This is a genomic window from Rhizobium sp. FG113, from assembly GCF_057809895.1.
Map to the genome: position 1 here is coordinate 61,197 of NZ_JBMDKV010000003.1, position 13,520 is coordinate 74,716.

General features: G+C 60.7%; 14 protein-coding genes. 4 read left to right on the top strand and 10 right to left on the bottom strand.

The window, feature by feature from the left end; translation table 11 throughout:
- The first annotated feature begins 57 nt into the window (after positions 1 to 57).
- Positions 58 to 1,026 (top strand): LysR family transcriptional regulator, encoded by a 969-nt coding sequence (locus ACODTZ_RS10400; RefSeq protein WP_047510098.1) that lies wholly within the window; start codon positions 58 to 60, stop codon positions 1,024 to 1,026.
- 31 nt (positions 1,027 to 1,057) lie between these two features.
- Here ACODTZ_RS10400 and ACODTZ_RS10405 read toward each other — a convergent pair whose 3' ends face one another.
- The 4 genes from ACODTZ_RS10405 to ACODTZ_RS10420 form a co-directional block, all read right to left on the bottom strand.
- Entirely contained in the window at positions 1,058 to 3,046 is a 1,989-nt protein-coding gene (locus ACODTZ_RS10405; RefSeq protein WP_489025538.1) for a bifunctional 2',3'-cyclic-nucleotide 2'-phosphodiesterase/3'-nucleotidase, read from the bottom strand.
- 124 nt (positions 3,047 to 3,170) lie between these two features.
- Complete coding sequence (locus ACODTZ_RS10410; RefSeq protein ID WP_047510102.1) at positions 3,171 to 3,503, bottom strand: PilZ domain-containing protein; 333 nt, start codon at positions 3,501 to 3,503, stop codon at positions 3,171 to 3,173.
- Positions 3,504 to 3,592: 89 nt separating this feature from the next.
- Positions 3,593 to 4,474 (bottom strand): DMT family transporter, encoded by an 882-nt coding sequence (locus ACODTZ_RS10415; RefSeq protein ID WP_489025540.1) that lies wholly within the window; start codon positions 4,472 to 4,474, stop codon positions 3,593 to 3,595.
- Between the two features lie 72 nt (positions 4,475 to 4,546).
- A complete protein-coding gene (locus tag ACODTZ_RS10420) occupies positions 4,547 to 5,008 on the bottom strand; it encodes an Lrp/AsnC family transcriptional regulator (RefSeq protein ID WP_112425295.1) in 462 nt (153 codons plus the stop codon).
- 163 nt (positions 5,009 to 5,171) lie between these two features.
- On the opposite strand from ACODTZ_RS10420, the gene ald reads away from it, so the two are divergent.
- A complete protein-coding gene (gene ald, locus ACODTZ_RS10425) occupies positions 5,172 to 6,290 on the top strand; it encodes an alanine dehydrogenase (protein WP_111561353.1) in 1,119 nt (372 codons plus the stop codon).
- 63 nt (positions 6,291 to 6,353) lie between these two features.
- Here ald and ACODTZ_RS10430 read toward each other — a convergent pair whose 3' ends face one another.
- The 5 genes from ACODTZ_RS10430 to ACODTZ_RS10450 form a co-directional block, all read right to left on the bottom strand.
- Entirely contained in the window at positions 6,354 to 6,824 is a 471-nt protein-coding gene (locus ACODTZ_RS10430; protein ID WP_489025543.1) for a DUF1203 domain-containing protein, read from the bottom strand.
- A 108-nt stretch (positions 6,825 to 6,932) separates the two neighbouring features.
- Positions 6,933 to 7,493 (bottom strand): GNAT family N-acetyltransferase, encoded by a 561-nt coding sequence (locus tag ACODTZ_RS10435; protein WP_047510110.1) that lies wholly within the window; start codon positions 7,491 to 7,493, stop codon positions 6,933 to 6,935.
- Between the two features lie 2 nt (positions 7,494 to 7,495).
- Entirely contained in the window at positions 7,496 to 8,365 is an 870-nt protein-coding gene (sseA, locus tag ACODTZ_RS10440) for a 3-mercaptopyruvate sulfurtransferase (protein ID WP_489025545.1), read from the bottom strand.
- A 21-nt stretch (positions 8,366 to 8,386) separates the two neighbouring features.
- Entirely contained in the window at positions 8,387 to 9,124 is a 738-nt protein-coding gene (locus ACODTZ_RS10445; RefSeq protein WP_489025547.1) for an alanyl-tRNA editing protein, read from the bottom strand.
- Between the two features lie 6 nt (positions 9,125 to 9,130).
- Positions 9,131 to 10,171 (bottom strand): cysteine synthase A, encoded by a 1,041-nt coding sequence (locus ACODTZ_RS10450; RefSeq protein WP_112941484.1) that lies wholly within the window; start codon positions 10,169 to 10,171, stop codon positions 9,131 to 9,133.
- 202 nt (positions 10,172 to 10,373) lie between these two features.
- Between ACODTZ_RS10450 and ACODTZ_RS10455 the strand changes: the two genes are divergently transcribed.
- Together ACODTZ_RS10455 and ACODTZ_RS10460 are read left to right on the top strand one after the other, a co-directional pair.
- Positions 10,374 to 11,063: a ChrR family anti-sigma-E factor gene (locus ACODTZ_RS10455; protein ID WP_489026204.1), complete on the top strand. Its 690-nt coding sequence runs from the start codon at positions 10,374 to 10,376 to the stop codon at positions 11,061 to 11,063.
- A gap of 100 nt (positions 11,064 to 11,163) precedes the next feature.
- Entirely contained in the window at positions 11,164 to 11,997 is an 834-nt protein-coding gene (locus tag ACODTZ_RS10460) for an SDR family NAD(P)-dependent oxidoreductase (RefSeq protein ID WP_489025549.1), read from the top strand.
- 109 nt (positions 11,998 to 12,106) lie between these two features.
- Here ACODTZ_RS10460 and ACODTZ_RS10465 read toward each other — a convergent pair whose 3' ends face one another.
- Positions 12,107 to 13,366, bottom strand: a complete 1,260-nt coding sequence (locus ACODTZ_RS10465) for a class I SAM-dependent methyltransferase (protein WP_489025551.1) — start codon at positions 13,364 to 13,366, stop codon at positions 12,107 to 12,109.
- Between the last annotated feature and the right edge of the window lie 154 nt (positions 13,367 to 13,520).

Here is a 13,520-nt window from a genome sequence, read left to right on the forward strand (position 1 = left end):
CTATCGAAAAAACTGGGATAATGTCGATCAAGACTATCGATCGATTGGATGGATATAATGTTGCCCAACCCGACACTGGACCAGCTGCAGGTTTTCCTGACCGTTGCCGAAACCGGCAGCTTCTCGGCCGCCTCGCGCGTGCTCAATCGTGCCCAGTCGGTCGTCAGCTACACCATAGCCAATCTCGAAGCGCAGCTCGAAATGCAGCTGTTCGAACGCTCCGGCGCCCGTCAGCCGAAGCTTACCGAGGCAGGCAAGGCCATGCTTGAGGATGCCCGCCGGCTGATGACCGACCTGCAGGTGATGCGGGCGAGGGTGAAAAGCCTGAAGGAAGGGCTGGAGGCCGAGGTCGATGTGGCAATCAGCGTCATGGTGCCGTCGCAGGCGGTCGTCGCCGTGCTCCGGGAGTTCCGCGATCGCTTCCCCTCCGTCACGCTCAATCTCAGTGCTGGGGAACTCGGCATGGTCATGGAGGCCGTTCTGTCGGGCAAGGCCACGATCGGCATCGGCGGCGCGCTGCTAAAGCAGGACGATTCCATCGCCGTCGAAAAGATCGGCCATTCCTTCATGATCCCGGTCGCCGCGCGTTCCCACCCGCTGGCCAATATCGACAGGCCGCTGACGCTTAGCGATGTTCGCGAGGAGGTGCAGCTTGTCGTCACCGACGCCTCGGGGCTCACCAAGGGCCGCGACTTCAACGTGCTGTCCTACAAGACCTGGCGCGTCAGCGACATCGCCACCAAGCATGCGCTGATCCGCGGCGGCCTGGGGTGGGGCGGCCTGCCGGCGTCGATCATCCGCGAGGATCTGGCCAACGGGACGCTCGTTCATCTCGACCTGCCGGCCTACGAGCAGGGCGAGTATCCGATATATGCGATACGGCGCATTGCAAACCCGCCGGGCCCGGCCGCCACATGGCTGATCGAAGCCTTCCATTCGAAACTGTCGTTCTGCCCGAACCACGCCGATTTCACCGCGGCGCTCAACGAGATCAAGGATCCGGATCTGCCGCTTGCGGCGGAGTAGGCGAGGGGCGCGGCCTCGCCATCCACTTTCCTTAGAGAACGAGCCGGAACTTGGCGAAACCATCCGTGCCTTCGCCGGCATCCTCGATCTTCGCGCCCTTGACGTCGGCGATGAACTGCTTCGCCTTCGGCCCGCTCTGGAATGTCGCGGTCGCGCCCGTCACCGGCTTGAAGGTCCAGTTGCCGTCGGCGGCCGGATTGATCGTTCCCTGCTCGTGCACATAGCGGACGATCACGTCGCGGTTCGTATCAGGCGCCTGGAACACGACCTTGTCGGCCGCGATCTCCGGGAACTTGCCGCCACCGCCGGCGCGGTAGTTGTTGGTCACGACCACGAATTTCTGCCTGGGATCGATCGGCTTGCCGTCAAACGCAAGGTTCTGGATACGGTTCGATCCGGCATTGATGGCGTTGCCGTCATTGTCGTATTTGCGCGGCTGCGCCAGATCGATCTGGTAGGTGACGCCGTCGATCACGTCGAAATTGTAGGAAGGGAAGTCGGCGTTCAAAAGCTCGGCGTCCTTCGTGCCTTCCTTGATCTCGTTGAACATCCCCGCCGACATTTCCAGCCAGTTCTTCACCTGCTCGCCGGTGATGACGACGGCCTGGACGGTGTTCGGATAGAGATAGAGGTCGGCAATGTTCTTGATGGCGAGGTCGCCGGCCGGAACATCCGTATAGTAATCGGCGCCGCCACGGCCGCCCGACTTGAAGGGCGCCGCCGCCGAGAGAACCGGTAGATCCTTGTATTCGGTATCGGCAAGCATCTGCTTGATGTACCAAGTCTGCGCCTGGCTGACGATCTGCACGGAGGGATCATCGGCCACCAGAGCGAAGTACGAGTAGAGCGGCGCGGACGTCTTGCCGACGGGTGTGCGGACATAGGCGAGCGTCGCCTCATGCTCGGCCTTGGCGGCGTCGACGACTTCCTTCTTGTCGGCGACATCGGCCACGACCTTCTTCTTGTCGTCGCGGTGATAGATCGGCCGCGCCTCGGAGGTGAAGTCGACGATCTTCCAGCTCTTGCCGTCCTTCTCCAGCAACAGGTCGATCAGGCCGAGATGCGAGCCCCAGAAGCCTGCCATGACGGCGGGCTTGCCATGCAGCGTTCCCTTAACCGGATCGGCGTTCTGAATGCCGTCCCAGGTCTTCGGACCGGGGAAGACGAGGTGCTGGTGGCCGGTAAAGATCGCGTCGATGCCGTCGACGGCGGCCAGATGCAGCGAGGCGTTCTCCATTTTGTCGCTAGGCGCGCTGCCATCGATGCCCGAATGCGAGAGCGCGATGACGATATCCGCGCCCGCTTCCTTCATCGCGGGCACCCAGGCCTTGGCGGCTTCGACGATATCGCGCGTCTGCGCCTTGCCCTCGAGGTTCTTGATATCCCAGAGCATGATCTGCGGCGGAACGAAGCCGATGAAGCCTATTTTCACCGGGCTCTCGTTGCCGGCCCCGTCCTTGATCATCTTTTCGACGATGATGTAGGGCTTGAAGAAGAGGCCGTCCTGTTTCGGATCGGAGGCGAGCTGGCCCTTGGTCAGATTGGCGCAGACGAACGGAAAGTTCGCGCCATTAAGCACCTTGAACATGAAATCGAGCCCGTAATTGAACTCGTGATTCCCCAGCGTGCCGACGGTGTACCCAAGCGTGTTCATCGCCTTGATCACGGGATGAACGTCGCCGTCCTTCAATCCACGCTGATAGGCCATGTAATCGCCCATCGGATTGCCCTGCAGAACGTCCCCATTGTCGATTAATAGCGAGTTCGCCGCCTCGGCGCGGATCGTGTCGATGATTGTCGCGGTACGCGCCAGTCCCATCGTGTCGTTCGGCTTGTCGGCATAATAGTCGTAAGGGAAAACGTTGACGTGAATATCCGTCGTTTCCATCAGCCTGAGATGCGCCTGGTTGGCGGCGGCGCGCGCGGTGAATGGATGCAGCAGAACGAGTGCTGATGTGGCGGCGATGCCGGTGAGAAGAGAACGACGGCTCATGGATGAAAGATCAAGGTTGGAAGACATGAAAACTCCTTCGAAACATCACGCGACACCCGCCCGGCGGCGAGAGTAGGGTGATTTTCGAAGGAGTAAACCCCGTAAATGACAGGGGAATATCGCTTTTCGCTTTATGCGTGTCGGACGAGGTCTACCGCGCCAGAACCGGCTTCACTTCCTTGTGGAAGAAGCGGAAGTACGAAGCCACCTGGGCGCGGGCGTTGGAGTTCGGGTCGAACTGGACGCCGACGCGGCCATTGTGGCTCCAGCGGATGACGCCGTGCAGAACGCCGAGATCGTCGGCAAGGATCTGCACACGGCTGCCGGATGCCGCATGCAGCGGCGAGCGCACTTCAAGCGCAATGCCCGAGATGGACATATTCAGAATGCGCGCATCGACTTCCTTGGTCAGGTAACGAACCTTGCCGAAGATCCGGCACGACTTGCGTTCGGCCTTGCGGGTAATAATGTTGAGATTGTGCATGACGCGTCTCCCAAATTGAACTGGAGACAGCATACGTCGCGTAGATTGAAATGAATTTATACAATTCGCTAAAATTGCGCGATCGATCTTTACTTCCGCATTGCTTCCCGGCGGCCGACGACATGCTCGCGCCAGATCGTGAAAATGCCGGAGGAGACGACGATGACCGAGCCGATGATCGTGTTCAGGCTCAGCGTCTCTCCGTAAATCGTCACGCCGATGATCGAGGCGTAGACGAGCTGAAGATAGGTGAGCGGCTGGACGGCTGCGGCATCGAGCATGTCGTAGGCGCGGATCAGGAAATAGTGGCTCGATATGCTGGTCATACAGACGAGCGCCATCCACACCCAATCCGTAGGCGCCATCCAGGTCCAGTAGAACGGCCCGACCAGCGTCATCGCGATGGCGCCGACGACACCGGTATAAAAGAAGCTGGTCATCGACGAATCGTCGCGGCTGACCAGCCGGGTGGCGATGACGTAGAAAGCAAAGAGGAAGCAGGAGAGCACCGCCAGCAGCAGCGTGACGTCGAAGAAGCCGCTATCGGGCTTCAGGATCAGAAGCACGCCGACCAACCCCGCGCCGATCGCCGTCCACCGCCGCCAGCCCACCCGCTCGCCGAGCAGCGGCATGGCCAGCAGCGCAATCAGGATCGGCGTCGCCGAGAAGATCGCCTGCGAGTGCGCAAGCCCGATCACCGCGAAGCAGCTGATCACGACAACCACCTGGGCGGCGAGAAGCAGCCCGCGTATCACCTGCAGCACCGGCCGCTTCGTGCGCGCCGTGGCGACAATCCCGCCGCGCATCTTCGCGGCCAGAAGGATGGTGAAGAGGCCAAAGGCCCAATAGCGGATCATCGTCACGAAAACGGGCGGATACGCACCGCCCAGATGCTTCGAGATGCCGTCCTGAATGGAAAAGATGGTGATCGCCAGAAGAACGAAAATATAGCCCCGGGTCTTCGATCTCATGGCGTCTTCTTACTGCACGGCCTCGGCCGTATTCCGGAAAAACCCGCGCAGGCAAGTGATTCCGCTCCTCCGTCACAAACCCACATTGGGCCTGTCCATCACCTCGCGCAAGGCGAAGCTGGAGTTGATCTTGACGACATGGGGCAGGGCCGAGAGCCAGTCGCGATGGATGCGCTCATAGTCCTCCAGATCGCGGGCCGCGACCCGCAGGATATAGTCGTATTCCCCCGACATCAGGTAGCAGACGAGCACATTGGGACAGCGCTTCACGGCGGTCTCGAATTCCGACAAGGTCTTCGCGAACTGGCCCGACAGCGAGATGTGCACGATCGCAATCATCTTGTAGTCGAGCGCCTTGGGCGAGACATGCGCGTGATAACCAAGGATGACGCCGCTGCGATCGAGGATATCGAGCCGTCGTGAACAGGCGGATGCGGAAAGACCTACCTTGGCGGCAAGATCGGCGTTGGTGATCCGCGCGTTCGATTGCAGCGCTTTCAAAATGGCATGATCGATGGCATCGAGTTCCGACATTCGAAGAACTTTCGATTAATGCGTACAAAACGCATCTTTCTTCGAAAAATGCCATTCATGCAAATCCTCTTTGCAAGGACATTTCGTGCACGCGGTGATTGGATTCCCCTTGTGAACGCTTCGCTCGACGAGGCTAAAAAAACAAACGAGGAGGAGCGCCCCGATGCGCGTCGGTTGTCCGAAGGAAATCAAGAATCACGAATATCGCGTCGGCCTGACGCCTGCAGCCGTTCGCGAGTATATCGCGCATGGCCACGAGGTCTGGATCGAGACGAAGGCGGGCTCCGGCATTGGCGCCGATGATGCAGCCTATGCCGCCGCGGGCGCGAAGATCGCGTCCTCCGCCAAGGACATTTTCGAAAAGTGCGACATGATTGTGAAGGTCAAGGAGCCTCAGCCGTCGGAATGGGCGCAGCTGCGCGACGGCCAGATCCTCTACACCTATTTGCATCTTGCGCCGGATCCCGAGCAGACCAAGGGCCTGCTGTCGTCAGGCGTGACCGGCGTGGCCTACGAGACGGTGACCGATGACCGTGGCGGCTTGCCGCTCCTGGCGCCGATGTCCGAGGTTGCCGGCCGTCTGTCGATCCAAGCAGGTGCGACAGCGCTGCAGAAGGCCAATGGCGGTCTCGGCATTTTGTTGGGCGGCGTGCCCGGCGTCCTGCCGGCCAAGGTCACCATCATCGGCGGCGGCGTGGTCGGCCTGCATGCGGCGCGCATGGCCGCCGGTCTCGGCGCCGACGTTACCATCCTCGACAAGTCGCTGCCGCGCCTGCGCCAGCTCGACGATCTCTTCTCCGGCCGCATCCATACCCGCTATTCCAGCATCCAGGCGCTGGAAGACGAAGTCTTCTCCGCCGATCTCGTCATCGGCGCGGTGCTGATCCCCGGTGCTGCCGCGCCCAAGCTCGTCACCCGCGAAATGCTTTCGGGCATGAAGAAGGGCTCGGTCATCGTTGATGTCGCCATCGACCAGGGCGGCTGCTTCGAGACATCGCACGCGACGACCCATTCGGACCCGACCTACGAGGTCGATGGCGTCGTGCACTACTGCGTTGCCAACATGCCGGGCGCGGTTCCGGTCACTTCGGCGCATGCGCTGAACAACGCCACGCTGGTCCATGGCCTGGCGCTCGCCGATCGCGGCCTGCGCGCCATCGCCGAAGACAGACATCTCAGAAACGGTCTCAACGTCCACAAGGGACGGGTCACCAATAAAGCCGTTGCCGAGGCGCTGGGCTATGAGCCTTACGCCGCGGAAGCCGTGCTCAACGTAGCGTAAAGTCCATCGCGCTGCGTCAACTGAAGCCGGTTGCTCTCTCCGCAACCGGCTTTTTTCCGTGACTTAACCGTCGATCCGGCATTGATAGCAATTGTTGCGCGCTGAGCGCACATGCACATAGGCGACTTCGGGCTTGCGCAGTAGCTCCGCCGCATAGGCAGGAATATCGGCGACCTCGGTCACCGCGCCAGTGCCGTAGACGATGCGGTTGTTGCTGCCATAGCCGCGCAGGATGAAGTTGGGGCTGGTCGTCAGGACAGGCGGCAGCACTTCCTCGGCAGCATAGCGTTTGCATCGCTTTTGATGCAGGAACACCGGTCCTGTCTCCGCATAAGGCTGCATCTCCGGGAAGGGGCGGTAGGCGAAGACGTAAAGCGCATCGCCTGTATCTATGTTCTTCAGGCAGTGGCGGCACGGGTGTCCCGGGCCATCGGAGATCATTGTCTCCGGCGGGTGACCATAGGCATCGTTCCCGCCGTTCCAGATCGTCTCGGCGTCGGCAGTGGGCATCGCGGTGAAAGATAGGGCGGTCATGGCAAGTCTCCTTTTGAGTTTGCCATGCATGCGCTTCAACCCGAGTGGAAACCACCCGATCCTTGCGCCTCTATAACGTCGTCAGAAGAAACAGCCGAAACGCGCCGGCTAGCTTCTCTTGGCCAGCTCGAGCAACTCCTTGTCGCTGAGCGGCCGCACGATTGCGGTGCCCGTCGAAACCGGAGAAAAGCCGAACATCTGGTAGAGCTGCAACGCCCGGGGATGGTCGAGATTGTTGGTCGTGGTGGTCACGCGCAAAGGGTTCTGCGTCCAGATCGCATAGAGTGCCTGCAGCAGGAACCACTTGCCGATCCCGAGACCCAGCGCGTGCTCCATCAGCCCGAAATGGCTGAGCTCGATCGTGTCTTCGTCAACCGTCAGATACTCGTAGAACCCAGCAGGCGCCCCGTTCACGTAGAGCACGCAGATCGTGTTGCGCTTGTCGTAGAGCGTGGCGGCCAGTTCCTCGTCGCTCATCCTCAGGCGATCCACCCACTGCCACCGCGCGCCGACCTGGCGGTAGAGATAGCGGTAGAACGGCAGCGGGATTTCCGGCGCGCGCATAATGGCGGTCTGGATATTGACCGGCACCGGCAGGCTCGTCTTCGGCGCCGCCGTCATTTCGAGGCGGGTCACATGGGCCTTCAGCGAGGAGGGAGCTTTTGCCATGGTCAAGCTTTGATCGCTTCTGCGGGGCCGGTCACGATGGGCGTGTCCTCACGGCTGCCCCACTCGCTCCAGGAGCCATCGTAAAGCGCGTTGTCGTCATGGCCAACGCTTTCCAGCGCCAGCATGATCACGGCGGCGGTCACGCCCGAGCCGCAGCTTGTCACGACAGGCTTGGAGAGATCGATGCCCGCATCTGCAATCATCGTCTTCAGCGTCGCCACATCCTTGAAGCGGCCATTGGCTGAGAGCGAAGTTGCCGGCAGGCTGCGGGCGCCGGGCATATGGCCAGAACGCATGCCGGCGCGGGGCTCGGCTTCCTCACCGGTAAAGCGGCCGGCGCCGCGAGCGTCTGCGATCTGCGCCGAACCGTCATCGACGATCTCGCGCATGGTCTCGAAGGGGATAACCTTGTCGGCACGGAACTTCGGCGTGAACACTGCCGGCGCCGGGGCGGTCGTCCCGGTCTCCAGCGCGCGTCCCTCGGCCTTCCAGCCATCAAGGCCGCCATCCAGAACGTAAACGTCCTTGGCGCCCATGGTCCGCAGCATCCACCAGACGCGCGGCGCCGAGAAGAAACCCATGCCGTCATAGACGACGATCGTGTCCGTCTCTGAAATGCCGAGCTTGCCGACTTCCGCGGCGAAAAACTCAGGCGAGGGGAGCGAGTGCGGCAGGCCGGTCGAATGATCGGCGATGACGTCCTGGTCGAAGAACACGGCGCCGGGAAGGTGGCCCGACACATACTCGTCCTTGGCCGCGCGCTTGTGCGCCGGCAGATACCAGGAGGCGTCCACCACCTTGAAACCTGAAGTCCCCAGCTGCTTTTCGACCCAATCGGCCGAAACGACGAAGCGGCTCGTGGTCTCGCTCATGCTGCTCTCTCCAATCAATGCTTATGCGTCGTCGCCAGGAGCGCCGAAACGGATACGGAAGCGACGGTTCTCCTTGCCCTTCTTCTCGATCTTGGCGATGTGAATCTGTCCGACTTCCAGTGTTGTCGCAACATGTGTGCCGCCGCAGGGCTGGCTGTCAATCGCCGAGTTCTCGCCGATGCAGACGAGGCTGACGCGACCGAGCCCCATCGGCGGGCGCACGTTCTTGGATTTGACGATCCCTGGATTGGCCGCCAGTTCCTCGTCGGTAATCCACTGCAGGTAAACCGGATGGTCCTGGTCGACCAGCGCCATAAGCTTGGCCGTCACCTCGTCCTTGTCGATCGTGTCGGTCATGTCGAAATCGACCCGGCTCTCCTCTTCGCCGACGGCCGCCCCTGTTATCGGGTAGGAGCAGACGACGGAAAGCAGGTGGCAGGCGGTGTGCATGCGCATCAGCTTGTGGCGGCGCTCCCAATCGACATGCAGCACCACTTTCTCGCCGACCTCGGGGCTTGCCTGCCCCTCGAGCGGAACATGGATGATGATGTCCTTGGCGGCGCCATGCTTGGTCTGCCCAAGTGTGATCTTGCTGCCGTCAGCGCGCTCGAGAAAGCCGGTATCGCCCGGCTGTCCGCCCGAGGTTGCGTAGAGGCAGGTCTGATCGAACTCGATGCCCCCGTCTTCGTGGATGGCGGTGACGACGGCCTCGCAGGTCGAGAGATAGAAGTCATCACGATAGAGGGCATTAACGGGCATTGGGCCTCACGCTGCGGGTTCGTATGGGATCTTGATATCGACAGGCGAGGTCAGCCATGCAGGCAGCGGCAGCGACTTCGATGTCAGGAAATCGGGGTTGAAGAGCTTCGACTGGTAGCGATTGCCATAGTCGCACAGAATGGTCACCACCGTGTGGCCCGGGCCGAGGTCCTTGGCGAGCCGCACCGCACCAGCGATGTTGATCGCCGACGAGCCGCCGAGGCAAAGCCCCTCATGCTCGACGAGGTCGAAGACATAGGGCAGGGCTTCCGCGTCCGAGATGTTGTAGGCGAAGTCGGGCGTAAAACCTTCGAGATTGGCGGTGATGCGACCCTGGCCGATGCCCTCGGTGATCGAGGAGCCGGCGGACTTCAGCTCGCCGTTCTTGTAGAATTCGTAGAGGGCAGCGCCATCCGGGTCGGCGATGCCGATCTTGATGTCCTTGTTGAAGCCTTTCAGCCCCATCGCAGTGCCGGCAAGCGTGCCACCCGATCCGACGGAGCAAATGAAGCCGTCGACCTTGCCTGACGTATCCGCCCAGATTTCCTTCGCCGTCGTCTCGATATGCGCCTGCCGGTTGGCGACGTTGTCGAACTGGTTGGCCCAGATGGCGCCATTCGGCTCCGTCTTTGCGAGCTGCTCGGCCAGCCGTCCTGAAACCTTCACGTAGTTGTTGGGGTTCTTGTAGGGCACAGCCGGCACTTCGACGAGCTCGGCGCCCAAGAGCTTCAGCGCGTCCTTCTTTTCCTGGCTCTGCGTCTCGGGAATGACGATCACGGTGCGATAGCCGAGCGCCTTGGCGACCAGCGTCAGGCCGATGCCAGTGTTGCCGGCAGTCCCTTCGACGATCACGCCGCCCGGCCGCAGCAGGCCCTTCTTCTCGGCGTCGCGAATGATGTAGAGCGCCGCGCGATCCTTGACCGACTGTCCCGGGTTGAGGAATTCCGCCTTGCCGAGAATGGTGCAACCGGTCGCCTCCGACGCTCCCTTGAGCTTGATCAGGGGAGTGTTGCCAATGGCTTCTAGGACGGAAGGATGAACGGTCATGGAATCTGCCTCTTTGAAACACTTAGTTTAGGAACGGTCTTTTCCCTTCACAAGGCTGGGTTGGCAAGAAATCCTATTCCTCGCCCTCAACCAACACGGTAAAATTAGACTTCCCGTCCCAGATTGGTTCGCGACGTGCTGATCCGGGTCGCCAGGTGATCTGAACCCGTCTGTGATCTGAACATTGACATTCATCGTATGGATGATGACAAAGCAATCACTGAAAGCGGAAACGACCGAAACCATCATGGTTCACGAGCATATCGACACGGTCGATGCATTGATGGCGTATTATGTTGCGGGTTCCCTTCCGGAGCCGGCGCGCGTTCTTGTCGAATCGCATCTGCAAATGAAGCCGGATCGTCGGCCTTTGGTACGCGACCTGGAATTTCTGGCCGGCCAGGCGCTGGAGCAGACATCCGAAGCAAGTCTTGATGACCGCGATGCCAGATTGGCGCGGATCTTCGCATCCGCTGCGCCGGTCGAGCCCAAGCCATTGATCGCGCCTGACAAACCGAGCGTCTTTCCACGCGCGCTGCGCCGCCTCGTCGGCTTCGACGTCGATACCGTGCCGTGGAAGACCAAGCTCCCCGGCTTCAAGGAATATTCGGTAGATATTGACGGCTGCGAAGTCAGCGTCATGTGGATCAAGCCGGGCCGCGCCATGCCGGCGCATACCCACAAGGGCATGGAGCTCACGCTCATCCTTGACGGCGCCTTCAACGACAATCGCGGCCGCTTCGGCCCCGGCGACATCTCCGTTGCTGACGAGACGATCGATCACCGCCCGGTGGCCGAAAAAGATCGTCCCTGCATTGCATTTTCCGTTCTTGATGCCCCCATCAAACTGACCGGGTCCTTCCGCCAGCTGATTGGCGACCTGATCGGCTGAAAGCAGCCACAATAGCGTGATAGAGCCATTATCCCGGGAGGTTGAGAGGAACTTCCGGGCCCGTTTCGACGTTTTTCGATACAACCGGAGGAATCGCGCCATGAACGATTTTGTAGCCCGCCCCGAACATGGAATTGCCTGGATCTCAGGCGCAAGCTCCGGCATCGGCCGGGCATTGGCGCTGAAACTGGCAAGCGAAGGCTACAAGGTCGCCGTCACCGCTCGCGACCACGAAAAGCTCGCCGAACTGCAATCGGAAGCCAACGGTTTGCCCGGCAGCATTATTGTGCTGGATGGCGACGTCACCAATCCTGAGGACATGGAGCATGTGCTCGCATCGATCGAATACGAGCACGGCGCGCTGGCGCTCGCTGTCTTCAACGCCGGCGTCTATCTGCCTGTTCATGCCGAAGAACTGCGCCGCGAGGATTTCGAGCAGAGCTTCGCCGTCAATCTGCAGGGCGTGGTCAATTGCCTAGTGCCGGCGGTGCGTCACATGAAGCACAAGGGGCAGGGGCAGATCGCCATCGTCTCGTCGGTAACTGGTTATGGCGGCCTACCCACGGGTGCGGCCTATGGCGCGACCAAGGCTGCCTTGATCAACATGGCCGAGAGCCTGAAATTCGACCTCGACAAGATGGGCATCCGCATCCAACTCATCAATCCCGGTTTCGTCGACACGCCCGCCACCCGCAAGAACGAATTCCCCATGCCGTCACTGGTCCCGGTCGACGAGGCCGCCGCCGAGATCTATGCGGGCCTGAAGTCGAAGAATTTCGAGATCACCTTCCCGAAGCGCTTCACCTACACGCTGAAGGCTCTCAATCTCATGCCCTACAGTCTGTATTTCTGGCTGGTGAACCGCGCCACCGGCTGGCAGGAGCGCCCGCGCGCTGACGGTCGCCGCCCGGTGACGCCAAGCCCGGCGGAATAGTTCAGGCGTCATCGCGCCGACAACCGATCAGGATGGTGATGAGGGGATAGACGAGGCGGATGGCGACCGGGACAGGAGGTCGACTGTCTGGTCCCGCCACCCGCGCTCGTCAGCTCCGCGAAAAGACGACCTGGCGGACGTCTATGTTTCGGGCGCGGAAACCTGCTTCACAATAAAATAAATAGAACTCCCAGAGCCGCTTGAAGCGCTCATCGAAGCCCAGTGGGCGAACTCGTTCCCAAACGGACCAAAAACGCTCTCGCCATTCGGCCAGAGTACGGGCGTAGTCTAACCCAAAACCGAAGTCCCGCACCAGTGACAAATTCACTTTTCGCCCAAGTTCCGCCAAATGCTCGCGGGTCGGTAGCATGCCGCCGGGAAAAACGTACTTCTGGATGAAGTCTGGATTGCTCCTGTACTGTTCGAAGGACTCGGGCCGAATCGTTATGATCTGCAGGCCGGCCTTGCCGCCGGGCTTCAGGCATTGCTCGAGCTTGGAGAAATAGGCGGGCCAATATTTCTCGCCGACGGCCTCGAACATCTCGATCGAAACGATCTTGTCGTAGACGCCGGTTTCGTCGCGATAGTCCTGAAAGCGGAAGTCGACCTTGTCGCTGAGACCCGCCTTGCGGATGCGCTCCTCGGCGAAGGCCAGCTGCTCGCGGCTGATCGTCAGGCCCGTGACCCGACAATTCAGTTCGCTGGCGGCGAATTCGGCAAAACCGCCCCATCCGCAGCCGATCTCCAGCACATGGTCACCCGGCTTGATCCCGGTCGCCTCGGCGAGAGCCCGATACTTCGCGTTCTGCGCCGACTGCAGATCGTTGGCGCCGGTGGAGTAAAGCGCCGACGAATAGGTCATCGTCGGATCGAGCCACTGCTTGTAGAAGTCGTTGCCGAGATCGTAATGCGCCGAGATGTTACGCTTCGAGCCTTTTCGGGTGTTCGTATTCATCCAGTGGCGGATGCGCTCGACGAGCCGGGGCAGGCCGCGCTTGCCGTTGGCGTAATCCTGGATCGCTTCGTCGTTGACTATGAACAGCTCAAGAAACGCCGCGATATCGGGGCTGTCCCAATCGCCATCCATATAGCTTTCGGCCACGCCGATCGTGCCGTTGGAAAGCGCCCGGTAGCAGATGTTCCAGTTCTTGAGATGAATCTCGGCGTGCTGGCCGGGCGTGCTGCCGGTCACCAGCACAACACGGCCGTCGGGAAAGGCGATCGTCAGCGAGCCATGCTGCATGCGAAGCAATGCCCTCAGCGCCAGCTTGGCGCGTAGCGGCAGTCCCTTCGAAACCTGTCCGATATTCTGCTGCGTCAGCTGGATCGCGTTGCGTTGAGAATCGGTCAAGTCGCTAGCATCACTCATGGTTTTCTCCTCCGGCAAGATTTGGCCGGTTCAGGACGACGATGCGCTGAAAATCTCCGCCCCCCGGCGATTGCTTTGAACGCTATCGTAAAAATTGGAAAAGCCAAACAATTTTCCAATCCTGTGTTGCGGGTAACCGACGCATATATCGAAG

Bases quoted from the DNA above. Each gene is read 5' to 3' on its own strand.
- ACODTZ_RS10400 (WP_047510098.1), top strand. From the start codon at position 58: ATGTTGCCCAACCCGACACTGGACCAGCTGCAGGTTTTCCTGACCGTT.
- ACODTZ_RS10405 (WP_489025538.1), bottom strand. From the start codon at position 3,046: ATGTCTTCCAACCTTGATCTTTCATCCATGAGCCGTCGTTCTCTTCTC.
- ACODTZ_RS10410 (WP_047510102.1), bottom strand. From the start codon at position 3,503: ATGCACAATCTCAACATTATTACCCGCAAGGCCGAACGCAAGTCGTGC.
- ACODTZ_RS10415 (WP_489025540.1), bottom strand. From the start codon at position 4,474: ATGAGATCGAAGACCCGGGGCTATATTTTCGTTCTTCTGGCGATCACC.
- ACODTZ_RS10420 (WP_112425295.1), bottom strand. From the start codon at position 5,008: ATGTCGGAACTCGATGCCATCGATCATGCCATTTTGAAAGCGCTGCAA.
- ald (WP_111561353.1), top strand. From the start codon at position 5,172: ATGCGCGTCGGTTGTCCGAAGGAAATCAAGAATCACGAATATCGCGTC.
- ACODTZ_RS10430 (WP_489025543.1), bottom strand. From the start codon at position 6,824: ATGACCGCCCTATCTTTCACCGCGATGCCCACTGCCGACGCCGAGACG.
- ACODTZ_RS10435 (WP_047510110.1), bottom strand. From the start codon at position 7,493: ATGGCAAAAGCTCCCTCCTCGCTGAAGGCCCATGTGACCCGCCTCGAA.
- sseA (WP_489025545.1), bottom strand. From the start codon at position 8,365: ATGAGCGAGACCACGAGCCGCTTCGTCGTTTCGGCCGATTGGGTCGAA.
- ACODTZ_RS10445 (WP_489025547.1), bottom strand. From the start codon at position 9,124: ATGCCCGTTAATGCCCTCTATCGTGATGACTTCTATCTCTCGACCTGC.
- ACODTZ_RS10450 (WP_112941484.1), bottom strand. From the start codon at position 10,171: ATGACCGTTCATCCTTCCGTCCTAGAAGCCATTGGCAACACTCCCCTG.
- ACODTZ_RS10455 (WP_489026204.1), top strand. From the start codon at position 10,374: ATGATGACAAAGCAATCACTGAAAGCGGAAACGACCGAAACCATCATG.
- ACODTZ_RS10460 (WP_489025549.1), top strand. From the start codon at position 11,164: ATGAACGATTTTGTAGCCCGCCCCGAACATGGAATTGCCTGGATCTCA.
- ACODTZ_RS10465 (WP_489025551.1), bottom strand. From the start codon at position 13,366: ATGAGTGATGCTAGCGACTTGACCGATTCTCAACGCAACGCGATCCAG.